A 21897-nucleotide genomic window follows, 5' to 3' on the forward strand; every position below is an offset into this window, starting at 1 on the left:
CTAACTGACCTCCAAACTGTTCTTTTAAATAGATTCCCCAATAAAACAAATTAGCATTAAATTATATAAACATGGTACAAATAAAAAACGTTTCACAGATTTTAGAGGTTAAGAACCATTTAGATTCATTAAAACAAAAAGATCTTATCAAAGAATGGGAACTTCCCTATGAGAATATTTTAACACGTCTTACAGCTGCAATCTTTTTCCTTACGCCAAAAGACGAAACCTCTCTTAAAGAGATCTGGTCAGAGCTTGAGCAGCACGAGATGTTAACTTATAGTATTAATGTTGAAAAAGAGCTTTCTAAGATGGAGTGGAGGTTTGAATTTAATGAAGGTTTTGAACTTTGAGTAATATCATAATTTAAAATCATTGGGAAATAATGAATAGTAAAACAGATATAGTTACTGTTCTAGTGACCGAATTAAAAGATTTATCTAAAAATTTAATCAACTATAAGGGAGAAAAAGCCAAAAGAAAAGTTTTTAGAAAGGTATGTGATGACGTATATCAAAAAATTGACAATCAGATTACTATCACTAATGTTAGAAATATGATAGAACACTTTATGTCAGATCAAAGCCTCAAAACCAAGGAACTTATTAAGGGTATTATAAAGAGCGTTGACTATGGTAATTTTCCCAAACGTGTAAAGATAATAGAGGCTCTAGATAATTTTGACAAAAGGCATCAAACTATAACTGATCAAACTTTAGAGCAGTTCGAACTAAATGAACTGATTTCTTTGGAGCGCTTTAACAACTTCGTAAGATATGTTCCAAGCCCTTCAAGGTTATTTAACAAATTGATGTGCTTCATATCAAAATATGATTTTGAATATGAAGATTATACTTTTATTGATGTTGGCTCTGGTATGGGTAGAAGTCTATTGTTGGCTTCTCATCATCCTTTTGAAAAAATTATAGGTATTGAAATTTCAGAATACCTCAATGGAATTGCCTATCAAAATATAAATAAGTATGACTCAATCAATCAAAAATGTGTTAATATCGAAACTATATGCTGTGATGCCTTGAATTTTAATTTCCCCGAGAAGAATACAGTATATTATTTTTATGCGCCGTTCCCTGATCATATGGAGTCACATTTTTTTCGACGATTAATCGATTTTACTTCAGAAACCAATAATAAGTTTATATTAATTTTTCTTGAATCATCACTTCCTGATATACCTGGATCTGAATTGTTTAGGCTTAGATCTTCTATAAATTTTGAAGATTTTGTAGAAATTTCCTCCTTGCGTTATAATGCCAAAATTTATACTCGTGACAATATTAAGTTTTAGAAATATAACAAGGTATGTTTCGAACTAAAATGCTAGATGATATACACTTAAATTTTGACTTCAAAAAATAATAAAAAATGATCAAAAATTATCTAAAAACATTTATACGAAATACAAAGAAGAACAAAACTGTAACTTTAATCAGTGTAATTGGAATAACTATAGCTCTAGGTGTATTTATTTCGATCCTTCAAGTGCTTTTATTTGAAGCTAGCTATGATGATTTTCATACTAAAGAGAATCAACTCTATAGGGTAATTTCTAAATCTACTTCTGAAGGCGAAATTGAATATCACTGGCCTTTAGTTCCCAAACTTATGGGTGAATATAGCAGTGATTATCTTGGGGTAAATGATTATACCAGAACACTTGAACTACCCAAGGATATAAATGTACTTAAGGGTAAAGAATTTTTTAGAACAAGTAAGAGATCATATTATGTAGATGCAAATTTTTTGGAAATATTTGATTTTCAAATTTTGTACGGTAATCAATCTTCATTTTCAGACATAAATTCTTGTTTTATTTCAGAATCATTTGCGAACAGGGTTTTTGGTAATGTTAAGGATGGGATTGGACAGGTCTTGGATTGGAATGATGGTACAAAGATTACTGTGCGAGGTATCATCAAAGATCCACCTAAAAATTCTAGCTTAGATTTTGATGTTCTTCTGCCCATGAAGGCATTCCCTTATATGGATAATATGGATTGGGAAAATAATACGGTTTTTGGATTATTTCTAGTATTGGACAAGAAGGTGGATCATGTTAATTTTGAACAATTTCTTACCAAAATGCATTCTGATAACCATACTATTGCTCCAGGTAGAAAAATAACATATGAACTGCAGTCACTAACCGATATGCACTTAAAGTCCGAATCTTTAACTTATGATGACCTTCCAAGAGGTAGTTTGGGACTGATACAGTTTTTGACCATTGTCTCTATTGCAATTGTGATTATTTCAATGATGAATTATATAAATATTACCCTTTTTAGGTTGTTTACAAGAACAAAAGAAATAGGAGTAAGAAAATTATATGGTGCTCAACCAAAGTCATTTAGAAAGCAATTTTTTATAGAATCTATAATCTTTAATCTTATATGTGCAATTATTGCATTCGTCTTTATTTCAATTTTACCAACAGGAATATTTTTTGACATAGAGGTTGGTATTTTTGGAGAGCTGAGCCTTACTTTCTTTTTAATATTGTTTGGCGTTTTATTACTAACATCATTTTTGGCCGGTATAATGCCAACATTAGTGGTCTTTTCTTTTGGTTTAAATGAATTACTAAGGGGGGAGGTATTAAAAAAGAACAAGGTATTGAGCGCTAATAATATTTTTGTTTTTGTGCAGTTGTCTCTTTGTCTTGGTTTCATCTCTCTGACTTTGGTGATTTTTAATCAATTTAATTATATGTCAAAAGCAGACTTAGGTATAGATATAAACAATGTTTTGCTTGTTAGGGATATGATGGAAATTGAAGATGATAAAAGCAATGCTTTTAAGAGAGAGCTTTTGAAATTCCCGGATATTGAGTCTGTTTCGGCTGCATTAATTCCTGGAGAACAAGTATTGACTACAAAAGTAATAAATAGGGAAGGGTACCAAAAATCACTATTGATGAACACCGTTCAGATTGATTTTGAGTATTTGAAAACTTTTGAAATAAAAATGCTGGCTGGAAGAAATATCTCTATAGAATTCCCTTCTGATAAAACTGAGGCGGTCTTAATAAATAAATCAGCCTTAGATTTTTTTAATTTCAAAACAGCAGATGAGGCGATAGATGAAAGATTAATATTTGATTCAAAAAGGAAATACACCATTGTAGGTGTTATAGATAATTTTCATCAACTATCCTTGAAGGACAAGATTGTTCCAAGTGCCTATGTTTATCAAAAATGGCCCAGTGGGTATTTCTCTCTAAAACTGGGACGAAATAGCCAAACTGATAAAATAATAGAAAAAGTTAGAGCTTCGTATGAAGCCATTTACCCAGATTTCCCTTTTGATTACCAATTTTTGGACAACCACTTTATGAATCAGTATAAAAAAGATCAGAATTTTAGGGCGATTATAGCTGCTCTATCAATTTTGGCTATAGTTCTGTGCTGTATGGGGCTGTGGACAATGACAGAATTTAATGTGCAAAGACAGGCGAAGCAAATAGCCATAAGAAAAGTGCTTGGGGCCGGAATATTTAGCATTTTAAAAATGTGTGTTAAGAAGTATTTAATTCTCTTGGTGATAGCCGCCGTTTTGACCTTGCCAATAAGTTATTTCATTGCAGACAATTGGTTGAATAATTATGCCTATAGAATATCAATTGGTAAGTGGTTCATTCTTTTACCATTGTTGATTCTTCTACCTATTGTTCTTCTATCGGTAGTTCGGTCTATTTACATTGCCGCTGTTCAAAATCCAATAAATAAGTTAAGAGAAGACATTTAAGCAAATTCACAATAGCTTTCATTTATTTTTCTCATAACTCCCAAGCTTTTGAGTAAAGGCTACTATACTTAGAGAATCAAGGTTATAGAATTTTGAAAAACAAGTTATTGCCTTTTATAATTTTAGAAGCAACCACAAAATTATCTAAAAAGATGTTTTCTTTAATATACGCTTTCGCGAAAGCATAAAACTTATGTCTTCAAATGCATAAGAAATACAGCATTGGTAATTTATACAACTTTCGGATGCTAGTGATTCTTTTTGATTATAAATCAATTCCTCTGTAAATGTAATTTTCTAGGCCCGTTATCGAATAAAACCACCTGGCCAATCAAGTGAACCAATATGAGTTTAAACAGAAAAAACGTACTCGACATAATTCCCCTAACCCCAACTCAATTAGGTATTCTTTTTGAGTGTCTTAACCAAACTTCTCTGCCAATTTATGTGGAGCAATTATGTTTTGATCTTAAACGGATAGCAAACAAGGAAGTTATAGAAGAAGCGTTCCAATATTTGGTCGAAAATAATGTTGCTCTTCGATGTTCATTTCGATGGAAGAACATTTCCAGTCCGGTGGCAATCTATCAACGAAAGGTGCCATTTGCCTGTACCTTTCACGATTTGACAAAAGAAAAAAAAGAAAGAAAAATCGAAAATTGCAAATCCATTGCCCAAAACGATTATGAGAAACATTTTAACCTTGAAGAAATACCTTTTAGAGTATCATTATGTCAGCTAAGTTCGGATGAATATAGGGTAGTTATAAGTAATCATCATATTTTGTATGATGGCTGGAGTAATATAATCCTTCTGAATCAATTATTCGGATATATCTATAAGGGAATCCAAGAAGAAAATGCTGACCGTGAAAAATTAAGGGGGATAAAAAAATATATTGAGGGCATAAATCATTTGCAAAGCGAAGAAAGCAAGGCTTTTTGGATTGAACATTTGGGTGTTGTAGACAAACCAACAGGACTTCCTTATAGGCGATCCAAACCTACAATAGAGAAGTTATTTAAAAAGGTATCACTCCCTTATTCTAAATTTAAAGTTCAAGATTTTAGCAGTAGTAATAAATTGACAATTGGACATCTAATGCATGGTGTTTGGGGATTACTTTTGCAGATTTATAATAATTCCGACCGTGCTATTTTTGGTTCTGTAACTTCTGGTAGAGACATTGACGTAGTTAATTTGAATAATACTGTAGGATTGTTTATTAACAGTCTGCCATTATGTGTCAAAAGTAATTCTGAACAGCTTATTATAGATTATTTACAAAACCTTTCTGAAAGTTTTATTAAACGTAGTTCATTTGAATTAGTTCAGTTAAGTGAAATTAAAAAGTGGCTTAATTTGCCAGAGGAAGGAGAACTTTTTAATTCCATTCTCGTTGTCGAAAATTACCCTTTGGGAAGCCTATTGAAAAACTACAGAGATTTTATCGATTTAGATTCGATAGAAGCCATTTCTAATAATCATTATGACCTAACCATAGAGATTTCCTTTTTTGATGAGCTTAACATTGATTTTGTTTATAATGCTTCGGTTTTCGAAGAGAGTTCCATACAACTCATTGCAGATCAATTTAAAATAGTACTTGACTATTTTATTGAATTTCCTGAACACCAGATTAAGAATATAAATATAGCTAAGGGACAGGAAGAAATAGGATCAAAATATAATATTAATGATACCACCGTCGAGATTTTAGGAAACGAAACTATAATTGATCTTTTTCGACGTACAGTAAAAAAGAATCCTGAAAAAATAGCGATAATATCAGGTGGTGATAAGTATTCCTATGAAAAGTTCTTCAATAAATCTTTGTCGGTAGCAAATGCCTTAAAAACTAAAGGTGTTCAAGCAAATACAATAGTCGCGATTTATTTAGACCGCTCTCTTGACTTTTTAATAGGGGTCTATGGTATTATGATGTCTGGGGCAGCCTATATGCCAATTAGTCCACAGTTTCCAGAAAAAAGAGTTGAATATATAATTGCAGACAGTTCGTGTAAACATGTTTTAACGGTCAAAAAATATAAAGATAAAGTTCCTTCAAACGTAACAGAAACTATATTTATTGAAGATTGTGAGGAGCTTAACGAACAAAATGAAATTAGAGTTGAGCCAACACATCTTGCCTACGTTATTTATACCTCAGGTACAACAGGAAGACCCAAAGGTGTAATGATCGATCACGGTGCACTTTTAAATAGGTTACTTTGGATGCAAAAGAACTACCCTATTGGACCCGATAGTAACATATTGCATAAAACAACTCCAGTCTTTGATGTGTCTGTTTGGGAGTTGTTTTGGTGGTCTTTAAATGCCGGGTTAGTGACAATCCTACCAGAGGGAGATGAAAGTAAGCCTAACCAAATCGTAGAATCTATTTATACCAATCAAGCAACCATAATACATTTTGTGCCTTCTATGCTGACCGCATTTTTAAACAGTATAACAGATTATTCAATTCAAAAACTAAAGAGCTTGGGACACGTTTTTTGTAGCGGCGAAGCTCTTACTAAAAAGAATGTTTCAAAATTTAATGAGTTGTTCGAAAATACAAACACACAACTAGTCAATCTGTATGGTCCGACGGAGGCTACTATAGACGTCTCATACTATAATTGTGATGCTAATGTAAAAGTTGAAAATATACCCATTGGGCGACCAATAGACAACACCAAACTTTTTGTTATCAATAAACTAGGGAGTAGACAACCAAGCGAAGTACCGGGTGAATTGGCTATTTCTGGGATGGGGTTGGCTCGGGGGTATATTAATAAGGTAGAATTAACACATCAAAAATTCAAGAAAGATAACGCGTTGGGAGTCGAAAGGATATATAAAACTGGAGACTTGGCCCAACTGAACAAAGCGGGTCAAATTGAATACCTGGGAAGACTAGATTATCAAGTTAAACTTCGAGGATTTAGAATAGAATTACCAGAAATTGAACGTGTTTTGGAAAATTATTCTCCCATAAGTAAAGTTGCTGTACTACACAAAACAGATGCTAATGATCAGGGCTTTTTATATGCCTTTTATACAGCGAACAACGAGCAGGATAAAAGTGAGCTTATTGCACACCTCAAAGACAATCTCCCATCATATATGATTCCGTCAAAGTTTCATTATTTGGAATCTTTTCCTTTAAATATCAATGGCAAATTAGATAGATCTTCACTCAAGAAAATATCCATTGGTTTGAATAAAAAAAGCTCCAAAATAAAGATTAAGCTTTCAGACACCGAAACAAGATTACTTGGAATATGTAAAGATGTATTAGGTTTTTCAGAAATTGATATTGAAGATGGTTTTATAGGTTCAGGAGGTGATTCTATTAAGGCCATTGAATTGCAATCAAGATTTTCAAAAGAAGGATTCAAAATAAACATTCCTGAAATCATGAAAGCAAGTAGTCTACGTCAACTTTTTGCGACGATCGAAAATATAATTACTTCAGAGTATAATAGTAAAGAGGTAATTGGTGAAGTTCCATTAACACCCATTGAAAAACAGTTTTTTAATTCAAACTTCACCAATCCAAACAACTTTACACAAGGGATCACTTTAACTTTTTCTAAAAGACTTAATAAAGAACACTTACATCAAGCCCTAAATTTGTTACAAGGACTTCATGACAATCTTAGAGCCATCTATAAAAACCTCGAAACTGAGGTAATCAAGACTATCAGAACAGATAATCTTACCGTGAATTTCCAGAGTTTTGAAAATCATGAAAATACTGACATATTCCTTCAAGAAAGTAAAGACAAATTAAGAGAATCAATTGACCTCGAAAGCGGTAAAATGATGGTTTTTGCGCTGGTCACTAACCAGGAAAAGGATCAATTGATTATAATAGCCCATCATTTACTTGTGGACGGAGTTTCATGGAGGGTTTTAGTGTCGGACTTCATTGATATATATGAGAACATAGCCTTGGGTAAGACTGGAAAAGATCAACATAAATCTAGTTCTGTAAAAGAATGGGCAGAATCCTTATTGGAATTTGCAAAAGAGAGTCGTTTATTAAAAACGATTGAACATTGGGAAAGTATTCAATCAAAAAATATAACAAACAATGTTTTTCCTGTAAAAAGTAAATGGAGTGACTTTAAACGGATCTCGATTAAACTAACAAGAGGTGATACTCAAAATTTATTGTACAAAGTTAATAAGGCTTATAATACGACTTTGGCAGAAGTTCTCATTACCGCAATTGTTAAGGCTTACATTGAGATTACCGAACAAAGCGAATTAATCATAGCACTTGAAGGTCACGGAAGAGAAAATATAAAAGATGCTGTTGACTTGAACAGGACGGTAGGGTGGTTTACGAATATTTACCCAGTTCTATTTGGATTAAAAAACGCGAACAATATTGGAGAAAATCTTGTAGAAGTAAAAGAAACAATAAGAAAGGTTCCTTTTAATGGTCTGAGTTATGGAGTATTAAAATATTTAACCCCAAATGTTGATTTAAATATCAACGCACCTGTCCTCTTCAATTACCTTGGTGATATACAGGACGATGCTGTTCAAAGGAAAGGTATTGAATGCGAATTCCATAATGACAGAGGTACTATGGATAGAAAAAATGAGATTATGTATAAGTTGTTGGTCTCAGCAATGATAAATCAAGATTGTCTGGAAGTTTATTTTGATTATGATAATAAATACTATCAAGGTTTTCCAATATCAAATTTAGTGGATTCCTTTAGAGCAAAACTAAATGAAATTATAACCCATTGTTTGGGTCAAAAAACCGGAATTCGGACACCTAGCGATTTTTCCGATAAAAACTTGAGTATGGAAGAGTTGAACATCATTAACCAACTTTTTGAAAAACCATAATATTTAGAACGTTGCCACCTTTGCGATGTCTTTAAATAGTTCTTTGAAAAACAATTTTTTTCTAAAAAGTTGATTTAAAATCAATAAAACAAATCAATATGACAACTGAAAAAAAGTATTACCTACGGGCCAATGTATTGTTGGAACCTTTAATTGATAGATGGTATGCGAACACACATCTAATTTCTCCTGCCACTGCGGTAAGAAATATCAAAAATCGACACTTGAAAATTATGACTTCTTTTATCGATTCCCCGCGAGTGCACGAAATCGCACTACAAAGCCCTGAAATGTTAGGAGGACCGTTTATGAACATTTCGGCAAGTGAGGTACAAACAGTTAGGAATGTTGTCGAGGAAACCAAAGCGAATCTCAAAAACCTTTTGGACTTTTCCGATGCCTTGGATGAATTGCATTATCTTCTCAAAGATGAGGCTACAGGATATAATTTGGATGAAATTTATGAGGAGGTACCAGAAATTCTAAAAGGATTTATAGAGATTGTATACGATCTTAATAACAATGCCTCTTTCAAACTTAAGGAAGCGTTACTCTATAAAAGTGATTATTATCGAGAGGATATGCAAAGTGTTGTTTTGCAGTTGGTTGAAGATGATGAAAGAGATTTTATATTCGGAACCCCCAGAATTAATTACCAAGACAAGCTATTTTTAAACATAGCCTTTAAAAATCATTTTATCGATGAAATTTCAAAAATGCGTTGGGAACCTAAAACGGTGAATGAAATTCTTTCGATCATAGATTTAGATGCAGAAGACGAGGTTAAGCTAATGAAGTTATTGACTGATAAACTTCCAAAGCAAATTGAACCATTTAATAATGAAGGAGTTCGCATAAGGTATTTTGGTCATGCCTGTGTTTTAGTAGAAACGAAAAACACAGCGGTAATTGTAGATCCTTTCATTGGTTATGATGGTTTTGACATTGATTTAGATCGTTTTACCCTCAATGATCTACCCAACAAAATAGACGCTGTAATAATAACACACAATCATCAGGATCATGTTGTGCTTGAGACACTTTTGCCAATAAGGCACAAAATTAAGAAATTGATAGTGCCCAGATGTAATCCTGGAGCCTTACAAGATCCAAGCCTGAGATTAGCATTAACAAATATTGGTTTTGAAAATGTCGTCGAAATGGATGAGATGGATTCCCAGATTATCGGGGACATCGTAATTACTGGAATACCCTTTATGGGAGAGCATAGTGATTTGGATATTAACGCCAAACTATGTTATCATTTGAAAATAAACAATTTAAGTGTTCTTTTTGCAGCAGATTCATGTAACATTGAACCTAATCTTTATAAGAAAGTTCAAAAACTAATAGGAGATGTGGATATTCTATTTTTAGGTATGGAATGTGATGGAGCCCCTCTGACGTGGATATATGGTCCACTATTATTCGAAGAAATGACGCCAGATGAAGACCGTTCTAGAAAATTAAATGGATCTAATTGTCTTCAGGGTAATTCCTTAGTAGAAATATTCAACCCAAAAGAAGTATATGTTTATGCCTTTGGTGCTGAGCCCTGGTTGAAGTTCATGATGGGCTTGGAGTATCAAGAAGACTCATTACCTATATTGGAGTCCAATGACCTGGTACGGTTCTGTAAGGAAAAGGGAATAACTTCAGAAAGGCTTTACGGAAAAAAAGAATTACTACGAGAAACAGACTGATCCAGGCATCCCAACACACAATTTTACTTCGTTTTGATTCCGTGACATTACATAAAAATGCTACTATCCTATGTAGATAATATCCTTTGGGATTAGCCATTTTCTTAAATAGATGAAAATCATCAAAAAAAATATTCAACCAGAAGTAAGTATAATACCTTAAAGAATAAGTATGAAAATTAAAGGAGAAATAGATGACATTTATGGATTAACTCCAATGCAGGAAAATATGTTATTGGCATCTCTAGAGACTAGTTCGACGGATCCCTATTACATACAATCAAAATTCTTAAGCCGCAAATCCATAGATATTGAGATTGTAAAGAAAACGTTGTTTGAAATTGTCAACAGACATGACTCCCTGCGCACGGTATTTGTTTTTAAAAATGTTCCTAGTGCAAAACAAGTTGTTTTAAAAGAAAGAGATATTCCATTTCATTTTAATGATATCAGTGCGTTTGATAAAAATACGCAAAACGAGGTTATTGGTAAATTTGAAAAAAGAGATCGTAAAAGAGGTTTTGATTTGAGCAAGGATGTACCGTTGCGTGTTGCCGTTTTTAAATTGGAAGAAAATTTATATCATTATCTTTGGAGCTATCACCACATTATTTTAGACGCCTGGTCGATTAATATTTTGGTTGATGAATTTATTGATATTTATACAGCTACTGAAGGTAATAATATTGCTTTGCCACCTGCCTCTAACTTATACAAAAAGTACATAGCACTGCTTTCTAAAATGAATGAAAGCGAATCAAGGGAGTATTGGAATAATTATTTAAAAAAATATGATGTCATAAACTATTTTACCGGGGTAGAAAGAGGAGAAAGAGGAAAAGCATCGGAAAAAATTCAATTTGCCTTAGATGAATCACAAACTACAAGATTAAATAAAATATCTACAGAATATAATGTAACCCTGGGAACCCTTGTTCAATGTCTTTGGGCCGTTTTGCTGTCAAGATTTAATGATGTAAATGACACCGTTTTTGGATGTGTCGTTTCTGGAAGGAATTTTTTCGATGTTGACTTTACTAAAACCGTTGGGCTATTTATAAACACTGTACCGAGAAGAATTACCTTGGATTATAAGGAGGAGTTCGAGCAATTGTGCAAGAGAGTCCACAATGAGAATCTCCATGGAGATAGTCACCATAGTCTTCCCCTGACCGAAATTTTAAAAGCAGTAGGTAAAGGGAAAAATATTTTTGATCACATACTAGTATTTCAAAATGCTCCAGCCAGTTCTTACGGTTCTTTTGATTTTGAACTCGTCTCACCTGACCAGCTTTCGGTTTATAATTTTACCTTAACTATCTTTGCCGACAAATGTTTAAAGTTCGATTTCGCGTTTGATAAAAACGCTATCAAATCGGAACGAATTGAATACTTGGCAGATAGTTTCAAGAATTTGTTTGAAGAAGTCATTCAAACAAAAAATATAAAAATAAGGGAACTTGAGGCATTTTCCCAAAATGAGAAAATCAAGTTACTCGGAAACTCCGAGGGTCCATCAAAAGATATACCTCGTTCTAGCGTATCGGATTTAATATATGATTCGTTCAGACACAATGCTTCAGAAGTTGCTATTGTATATAAAGATCGAAAACTGACTTATAACGAGTTGGAACATGAAGTAGATCAACTTGCGTCTTTTTTAATACAAGAATTTAAGGTTCAAAAAGGACAGACAGTTGCTACTCTGCTTCCACGTTCCATTGAGTTTATTGTTGCGGCATTAGCAATTATGCGATGTGGCGGGGTCTTGGTTCCCATAGATCCTAATTATCCTTCCAGAAGAGTTGATCATATACTATCGCTTAGCAGATCTAAGTTGGCGGTCAGTTCAAAAAGTATGAAGAAGACAACGTTTTCAGGTATAACTCAATGTTTGATCGAAGATGTTAAACCAATTGCAAATGTAGAGATTAACCCTGGTTTGGTGCATGACGACCCAGTCTATGTAATCTTTACTTCGGGTTCTACGGGGAATCCAAAAGGAGTGGAAGTGAGAAATAAAAGTTTTGTGAATTATTTGACTTGGGCAAATACTTATTATTTCGAAAATCGACGCGGAAACAATTTTGCTTTTTTTACATCTCTGTCTTTTGACCTCACTATGACCAGCATATTTACGACTCTTTTGAGAGGAGATGAAATTGTGATCTTCGACGAACAGGAAGATATATCTGAGATAGTTAGGCAAGTCTTTGAATCGAAATCTGATATTGATGCTGTTAAAATGACCCCTTCGCATGTTAACATTCTGGGTTACCTTTCACTTAAATCTACAACAGTATCTACTGCAATTATAGGTGGTGAAGAATTAAAAATGGAGCAGATTAATATTCTAAAGGAATTAAATCCCAACATGAATATATATAATGAATATGGACCTACCGAAGCAACTATTGGTTGCAGTGTCGCAAAAATTGAAAATTACGGTGATGCAATTTCAATTGGAAAGCCCATTGATAATACATGCCTATATATTTTGGATGTCAATGGTAATCTACAACCAAAAGGGGCAAGAGGAGAACTACATATTGGCGGTGCTTGTCTAAGTAATGGTTATTTGAACGATGAGGTAAGTACTAGAGATAAATTTGTAAGTATTAAGATTGATGGGCAAAATCGCTTGTTGTATAAAAGCGGCGATATGGCCTATTGGAATAACCAAGATGAACTGATACTTTTAGGAAGAATAGATGAACAGATCAAGATTAATGGTTATAGAGTAGAATTGAGTGAAATAGAACATCATTTAAACAAAATGGTCTCAGTGGATCAAGGAATTGTTAAGGTGATTAATAAAAATGGGCAACCACAACTTTGTGCATTTTATACTTCTCCTAAATCTGCATTGGATGAATTACGGATCAAATCTTATTTGAAAAGAAGATTGCCCGATTATATGCTACCGATTCATTATAAACTCTTGGCTAAGTTTCCGCTTACAACAAATGGGAAAATAGATAGAGACGAATTGCAGTTAGATGATGTGGGAAAACATGAAATTATTCTTCCTACGACCGAAATGGAACAAAGAATCTTCGATATATGGACTAATGTATTGCAAAAGCAAGAAGTTGCAATTAACGCGGATAGTGATTTTTTTACTTTGGATTCCAATTCCCTTACTGTAATAAAATTGCTTATTAAACTAAATGATGCAGTCAATGAAAACATCAAAATCTCAGATCTATACGAGCATAATACCATTCAAAAACAGGCAATTTATTTTGAACAATTAAATGGTAAAGGGAATAGCACTTTTGTGAAATCGGAAAAAAAAGAATTTTACGACCAGTCCCATGCGCAGAAGCGTCTTTTTATATTAAATCAACTAAACAAAAACGACTTAAGCTACAATGTGTCGGCCAGCTTTGAGATATTAGGCAATTTAGATAATGAAAGAATTGAGTCGGCCTTTAATACTCTCCTAAATCGGCATGAAGTGTTTCGCTCTTCCTTTTTGAACATAAACGAAACGCTTGTTCAAAAAGTACATGACGAAGGTTTGTTAAGGATTGAATATTTTGATAGCAAAAAAACACCCCTTACTACAATAAAGAAAGAGTTTTTTAGACCCTTTGATTTGTCCAATCCTCCCTTGATGAGGGTAGCCATAGTCAAGAACAATCCACAGCAGAACACCATGATCTTAGATATGCATCATATCATTTGTGATGGTGTATCAATTGATGTCTTTGTCCAGGATTTCCTATGCGCATATAGTAATGAAGAACAACCAAAACTGGAATTCCAGTATAAAGAATACGCAGAGTGGCAAAATTATATAACACAATCTCAATCATACCAGAACAGTGGTAAGTACTGGAAAGAGTTGTTCAAAGGATACGTCCCATTGGATAGTCTTCCAATAGATGCCAAAAGACCATTAGTAAAGACAAATAACGGGAGGTTAAAAACATATAATATTTCTAAACAAAAATTAGATCAGTTCAGAAATATAGCTAAAGAATTAGATGTAAGCCTTTTTACCTTACTGCTAACCTGTGTCAGTGTGTTTATTGGGAAATTGAGTAATCTAGAAGAAGTTGTGCTCGCCACCTCAGTAAGTGGAAGAAATCGCTCTGAGTTGAACGATATGATAGGAATGTTCGTAAACACCCTTGCAATAAGAACTTTTCCAGAAAATAAAAAGAAATTTTCCGAGCTAGTTATGGAAACAAAAAGTCAGATGGTTCTTTCAATGGAACATCAAGATTACTCTTTTGAAAATATTATATCTAATTTAGAGCTAGAATTTGATACCTCAAGAACTCCTTTGTTCGATATAATGTTTGTTTTACAAGAAGAGTGGGAAAAAAACTTTGAACTTCCAGGAGTAGTATTAAAGCCTGTCAAAATAGACAAAAAGGTTGCCAAGTTTGATCTTACCATTGAATGTATTCCGCGAGAAGATAGATTGGAATTTAACCTAGAGTATAATACCGATATCTTCAAGGAAACTACAATCGACAGGTATTTCGGATACTTGGAAAATGTACTTGACGCGATCAGTGAAAATCCGAATAAGAGATGTTCAGATGTTCAATTATTATCAAAAAAAGATCAGCATAAGATTCTTTTTGAATTTAATGACACCAAGAAACCGTATTCCGATGACATTACATTAAATAACTTGTTTGAGAAGCGTGCTGTCCTATGCCCTGATGCGGTTGCAATTATCACTAGCGAACAAGAAATAGGATATAGAGAATTGGATCAAATTACCAATCAAGTTTCCCATGCATTGTTGGAAGTTCAACTTCCAAAAGGTGAATTAGTGGGTATTCTGATGAACCGTTCAATTGACATGGTCATAGCTGTTATGGCTGTATTAAAAGCAGGTGGGGTGTACGTTCCTTTAGATCCGAATCATCCAGATAAGCGTATAGCCAAAATGTGCAGATCTTTAAAATTGCAGTATTTTATTACTGAAACGAATAAGTTTAAACAAATAGAAACTCTAGTTGATTTAGAATGTGATATTAAGAATATCCTGTGTTTAGGTGAGCAGATGAAAGAAGATAATACTGTTCCAATTCTGGAGAAAAAGTGGGGAATAAAAATTTTACAAAATGAATATATAAATCAACTGCCTACAACGAATGCGAACGTTAGTGCTTCTTCTGAAGACTATGCTTATATCATCCACACTTCCGGTTCCACAGGACTTCCGAAAGGAGTATTGGTAAAACACAAACCCGCAATCAATTTAATAGAATGGGTTAACAAAACTTTTGATATAGATTCGTCCCACAAGCTGTTGTTTGTAGCATCGCTTGGATTTGACCTTTCGGTCTACGATATTTTTGGAATCCTAGCGGCAGGAGGAACAATTCGATTAGCTAATGAAAAAGAGATTCAGGATGCCGAATGTTTATTAAATATACTATTTGAGGAAAATATCACCTTTTGGGACTCGGCACCCGCTGCAATTCAACAACTTCTACCATATTTAGGGAGTGAGCGGTTCAAAGAAAAAAGAGGTGTATTGCAAAGGGTATTTTTAAGCGGAGATTGGGTTCCTTTGACCATTAAGGAGAATTTACAAACTAACTTTAAAAATGTAAAGGTTACAGCGCTTGGTGGAGCCACTGAAGCAACCATTTGGTCAAACTTTTTCGAAGTGGATAAGATTGACCCTAATTGGTTAAGTATCCCCTATGGGAAACCTATACAAAATGCCAAATACTATGTTTTAGATTCCTATTTAAACTGTTGCCCGATTGGTACACCTGGAGATTTATATATAGGTGGGAATTGCCTTGCTCAAGGCTATATGAATGAAATTAAATTGACAAATTCTAAATTTTTACCTAATCCATTTTGTGAAAACGAAAGGATATATAGAACAGGAGATAGGGCCCGATGGTTTGATAATGGTAATTTGGAATTTTTAGGTCGTTTAGATTCTCAAATTAAACTAAGAGGATACAGGATTGAGTTGGGTGAGATCGAGACACAATTGAAAAAGCATGACAAAATTGGAGAGGTAGTTGTCGATATACGTAAGACCAACAATAGTGGAGATCGTAAGATATGTGCTTATTATACCTCGGATCATGAAATAGTCGGTAATGAATTATATCAGTATTTGGATAAAGAACTGCCATTTTACATGATTCCTTCATACTTCACTAAAATCACTGAAATCCCGGTTACAGGTAATGGAAAAATGAATAGAAAAGCATTACCTGAGCCTAAAATAGAGCTTTCGGGTGAAAGTTTGGAGCCAGCTACGCCAACAGAATTCTTAATCACTGATATCTGCTCACAGATTCTAAAAGTTGACTCAAAAAAAATCACACTTGATGTTAATTTTGCACAATTGGGAGGCAACTCTATTGATGCTCTTAATCTGGTTTCGGAAATAGAACGTAAAATGTCCATTCGAATAAGTCTAATGAACGTTTTTAGAATTCCTACCCTACGAGAACTGTGCAAGGAAATAGAAGGTTACGAAACCTCAATTAAATCGGATACCCCTAAAGCACAGACGGGGGATATAGTTGTATGATCATGATATTCTTTATCAATTGTTCATTAAAAACCCTTTTCCTTTAAGGAAAGGTATATGTCTTAATATTTACAAGTTAGTTTTTATCTGTTGATGAAAGAGTCCATTATGGATCTCTTCCATCAACCTCAAATGACCAGTATTGCTATGCAACCAAGAGACTTTTTAGGAAAATTAAAAAACATTGGGATCAATGTTGATCTTCAAGGGGAGAATTTGAGAATTTCCAAATCAAATGGAAATGTTCCGCCTGAACTTATCGATAAAATAAAGAGTAATAAACAAGAATTAGTTGATTTTCTAAAGCTTAGGGAATCAACTATTAACTTCAAAGGAATAGAAAAGGCAGCTAATAAAGAATACTATACACTAAGTAATCAACAAGAAAGGCTTTATCTCATCTACAAGCTTGATGAGCAATCTACCGCGTATAATCTGACATCTTTTTTCGAACTGAAAGGTAACATTGACATAAATAAAATTGAATCAACATTCAAAATAATCTTACAGAGACATCAAAGCTTAAGAACTCAGTTCATTAAGAAAAATGAAACCACATTGCAACGAATTAGGACGTCTGTCGATTTTAAAATAGAACTGCTTAAAACAAAAGGAAGGGAGAAAGAACAGGTTTTATCTGATTTTGTTCAACCTTTTAACCTAGCTAAAGATATTTTATTCAGGGTCGGAATAGCCATATTTGGAGAGAATAAAGGAATGCTCTTATTTGATGCTCATCATATTGTATTTGATGGAATATCACAGGGTATAATAGTAAAAGAATTCATATCAATCTATAGTGGGGTAATGCTCACTCCGACAAATTATCAGTATTCGGATTTTAGTGAATGGCAAAATAGTGATGATTTTAATATCAAAGTTGATTCACAACGTGAGTATTGGCTAAACGAATTTAACGAAAACGTAGATTACCTTACCCTTAGTTCAAATTACACCCAGAATAGGGCAATGCATATGAAGGGCAAGTCTATTAAAGTTACTATAGACGGAGTATCGGTGCAACAAATTAATACTGCCGCTATTCAAATGAAAGTTACTAGATTCTCTTATTTATTCTCTGTGTACGCCACTTTTTTATATTTAATCTCACAGCAAAGGAAATTTGTTATTGGAACACCTACCACTGGTAGAAACCACCATCAAGTTTCTGACGTAATCGGTATGTTCGTAAATACACTGCCTATAAAGGTTGATGTAAATAATGACCTTACTTTTCAAGAATTGGCGTCTGCTTTGAGCCAAAACATTACCAATGCTTTAGAATGTCAAGATTTTTCTTTTGAGTCATTGATAAAAGAATTAAAAATTAATGCTGTAGCAGGTCAATCTCCCTTATTCAATACTTGGTTTTTCTACAATAGACAGACCGACACAACAATTGAATTACCAGATCTTACTTTTTCTCAATTAGATTTTGAAACAGACATTGCCAAATGGGATCTAACCCTTCAGTGTCTAGAAAGAGAACAGGAAATCGATTTCATATTTAACTATCCGGAATACCTGTTCGATGATGATACTATAAATTACTACCTTGAATTATTTAAGCGACTGATGTTGTTTACTTTAAAGAAACCTAATGAAAAAATAAGTGATATATCGTTGCTCGATCAAAATGAAAGGAAAGCAATAACTGTTCAGTATAATTCCGTATCCCAGAATACCACAGTAGAGACCACAGTAGTTAATCTGTTTATGGAGCAGGCTATGTCAAGTCCTGATAAAATTGCTGCAAAATTCTATAATGATCATATATCCTATGGTGAATTAAACAGGAAGTCAAACCTCATGGCTAATCTTTTGTTGACCAATGGGGTATTACCACAAAAGAGGGTTGGTATTATGCTAGACCGTTCCTTAGACCTGATAATTACGATTCTAGGAATACTCAAGTTGGGTGCCTCCTACATACCATTAAATCCAAAGGACCCTCTAGATAGAAAGACTTTTATTTTAAAAGATAGTAATTGTCACTTGGTGGTTACTGATGAGAAGAATAAAGATCTTGCGCAAATTTCAGGCTGGCCTATTTTACGGATAGATGATTGCGACCTTATTGATATTGAAAGCATTCCAGAAGATATTAATTTAAGTGAAGTTGACAGTAGTGCCTATATTATATATACTTCAGGAACAACTGGAACGCCTAAAGGTGTAAACGTAGCCCATAGGTCACTCAACAATTATATAAGTTGGGCATCGAAATATTACGATGGAGGCAAGGATTACAATTTTGCGTTGTACACCTCTGTATTCTTTGATATGGTGATTACTTCCATCTTTGTTCCTCTAGTCACTGGGAATAGTATCATAATATATAGTAAGGATGACAACGATTTTTTGTTGGATGAAATTCTTGTAGATAATCAAGTGCAGATTATTAAGTTGACTCCTTCACAGTTAAGGTTGGTTGTAAATGATAAGATGATTTATAATAAAATAAATCGCCTTCAAGATTTTTCTTTAAAAGGTATAATCGTTGGAGGAGAAAAATTTGAAACTGATTTGGCACAAAAAGCTTCCAAATTTTTTCCTAAGGAGGTTAAGCTTTACAATGAGTATGGTCCTACTGAGGCCACAGTTGGATGTATGGTTTATGAATATTCCATGAAGCGTGAAATAGGGGCATCCGTTTCCATAGGTAACCCCATTGACAATGTTCAAATATATATACTGAATGAAAATCTTGATCCATTACCATATGGTGTTCCTGGAGAACTCTGTATTGCAGGTAAGGCACTTGCCATCGGATACTTATCTAATGCGGATTTGAATAAGGAAAGTTTCGTTGATAACCCTTATGAGTTCGGAACCAAACTTTATAAAACGGGGGATGTTGCAATGATGTTACCTAATCTTATGATAACATATTTAGGAAGGAAAGACAATCAAGTCAAAATTCGAGGTTATAGAGTAGAAATCGGAGAAGTAGAAAAAAACATTCTCAAATGTGCTTCGGTAAGTTCTTGTGCCGTGATGGCAAGGTCTAATTTACAAGGCGAGTTAGATCTTTATGCATATATAGTTTGGAAAGATGAGGTTGATTTGAATTCAATTAAAGTAGATTTAGCGAATAACCTTCCTGCATATATGGTTCCTTCTTACTTTATTCCTATGGAAGAACTTCCTATGACTGCAAGCGGTAAATTAGACAGGAAATCTTTACCTGATTATGGACATATTTCAACCAAGAAAATGTCCACGAGTAAAGAAGAGCAAGTTCTATATGATTTATGGAAAGAAGTCTTGAACCTCGATGATTTTGGTGTTGACGAAAACTTCTATCAAATTGGGGGTGATTCTATAAGAGCGATACGTCTAATTTCCAAAATAAATAATAAACTCAATCTACAGTTAAAAGTCAAAGATTTATTCAATAATGCCACTGTAGAACTTCTGGCAGCGGTCCTACAGGATAAAAAAAATACTAATGATAGACAGAAAAAATTTGAGATCTTAGAACAAGAGTTTGACAAGTATAGAGAATTGTATTTGCAAGAGCAAGGTGATGCTGGTAACATAGAAGATGTTTACCCTGTAAGTGACATACAATTGGGAATGCTCTTCCACACTCTAAAAGAACCAGACTCTACCTTCTATCATGATCAAATGGTGCATCAAGTATATTATGAAAATTTTAATGCAGATTTGTTTTCAAAAGCATTCGATTTACTTATTCTGAAACATTCAGTATTGAGGACTTTTTTCGAATTCACGAACGAGGAACGACCAGTACAAGTAGTCCTTCGTTCATTGGAGGGTACTAAAATACATCATGATATTTCCCATTTAAAATCAAATGAACAAAATAAACATATTGAAACGTTCCTGAATAATGACGTTAAGGAATCTTTCAATATATTTAAAGGACCCCTTTGGAGGTTTACAACCTTTGCGATAAATAAAAATGAAATTGTACTTGTATGGGTAATTCACCATGCTATCATAGATGGTTGGAGCGATTCGGCTTTCAAAGCAGAACTCCACAATGTTTACCAATCATTGCTCCTTGATTCCAATTTCAGGCCCAAATTTTTAAAAAGTAGTTATAAAGACTATGTTCTAGAAGAAGTACTAAACAAAAAAGAAGGACAATATCTAAAATATTGGAAAAATGAATTGGCAGGATATGTTAAAACCGAGATCCATACCAAAACAATAAAAAGTGCTTCAGTAAATATCAGACATCAATATAAAAGAAAGCTAAAACCGGCTTTTGTTGACAAATTACATCTGGCACAGAAAACTTATGGTATTGATCTAAAACAATTGTGTTTGGGTGCTTACCTCTATGCGATCTACATGTTTAGTATGAAGAATGACATATTGGTCGGTTTAATTCATAGCAATCGTCCTGAGATTGAAGATGGAGATAAAGTACTTGGATGTTTTCTAAATGTACTGCCTGTCCGACTAGTCTTGGACCAAAGTTTAAGTTGGGAAGAATATTTTGTTCAATTATCCGAAAAGTACAGGGAAGTTGTTAATAATGGTAAAATCACCTTTGTTGATATTTTAGAGGCGATTGGGGAGGAATCTGGTGGTGGAAACGCCATTTTGGACTTTACATTCAATTTTGTCGATTTTCATGCTTTGACTACAGTTAATCATCAAGATAGTAAACAGAAATTGAGCAATGAGTTGAATCTCGACTCATATTCGGTAAACAATTTTCTGCTAGATTTCACTTTCAGTAAAACGCTCGATGATTACAATATCTTGTTAAATTATTCACCCGAGTTAATGGATGAGTATTTGGTTCATATGTTTTGCGATCAATTTGAAAAAACAATTTATAAATTGTTAGATTATGGTAGTGAGGCAATTTCCAAGGCATTGGTTTTATCACCGGAGGAGCGTAGTAGGTTACTTTGGGGTTTCAACTCGACTGATCATGGTCTTCCTGCTAATGATGTTCCGATGGATCTTTTCGATTCCACTGCTGTTGTCCACGTTAATACTATTGCCCTTTTAGATGGTGAGGTAGAGGTTTCATATGGT

7 protein-coding genes are annotated in these 21897 nt (G+C 33.8%); all 7 read left to right on the forward strand.

Translation table 11 applies throughout. The annotated features are described in order from the left end of the window. Positions 1-71 precede the first annotated feature (71 nt). Positions 72-353 carry a hypothetical protein gene (locus ABJD27_RS15230; protein ID WP_348168048.1) on the forward strand — a complete coding sequence of 94 codons (282 nt, stop codon included), beginning with the start codon at positions 72-74 and terminating at the stop codon, positions 351-353. 32 nt (positions 354-385) lie between these two features. Continuing rightward, positions 386-1309 (forward strand): class I SAM-dependent methyltransferase, encoded by a 924-nt coding sequence (locus tag ABJD27_RS15235; RefSeq protein WP_348168051.1) that lies wholly within the window; start codon positions 386-388, stop codon positions 1307-1309. Between the two features lie 77 nt (positions 1310-1386). Continuing rightward, positions 1387-3768, forward strand: a complete 2382-nt coding sequence (locus tag ABJD27_RS15240; RefSeq protein ID WP_348168054.1) for an ABC transporter permease — start codon at positions 1387-1389, stop codon at positions 3766-3768. A gap of 345 nt (positions 3769-4113) precedes the next feature. Further along, complete coding sequence (locus tag ABJD27_RS15245) at positions 4114-8640, forward strand: amino acid adenylation domain-containing protein (RefSeq protein ID WP_348168057.1); 4527 nt, start codon at positions 4114-4116, stop codon at positions 8638-8640. 98 nt (positions 8641-8738) lie between these two features. Continuing rightward, entirely contained in the window at positions 8739-10343 is a 1605-nt protein-coding gene (locus ABJD27_RS15250; RefSeq protein ID WP_348168060.1) for an MBL fold metallo-hydrolase, read from the forward strand. A 172-nt stretch (positions 10344-10515) separates the two neighbouring features. Continuing rightward, complete coding sequence (locus tag ABJD27_RS15255) at positions 10516-16875, forward strand: amino acid adenylation domain-containing protein (RefSeq protein ID WP_348168063.1); 6360 nt, start codon at positions 10516-10518, stop codon at positions 16873-16875. A 93-nt stretch (positions 16876-16968) separates the two neighbouring features. Beyond that, on the forward strand, positions 16969-21897 hold a 4929-nt coding region (locus ABJD27_RS15260), incomplete at its 3' end, for an amino acid adenylation domain-containing protein (RefSeq protein ID WP_348168066.1).

This window comes from Dokdonia sp. (genome assembly GCF_039945015.1).
Taxonomy (GTDB): domain Bacteria; phylum Bacteroidota; class Bacteroidia; order Flavobacteriales; family Flavobacteriaceae; genus Dokdonia.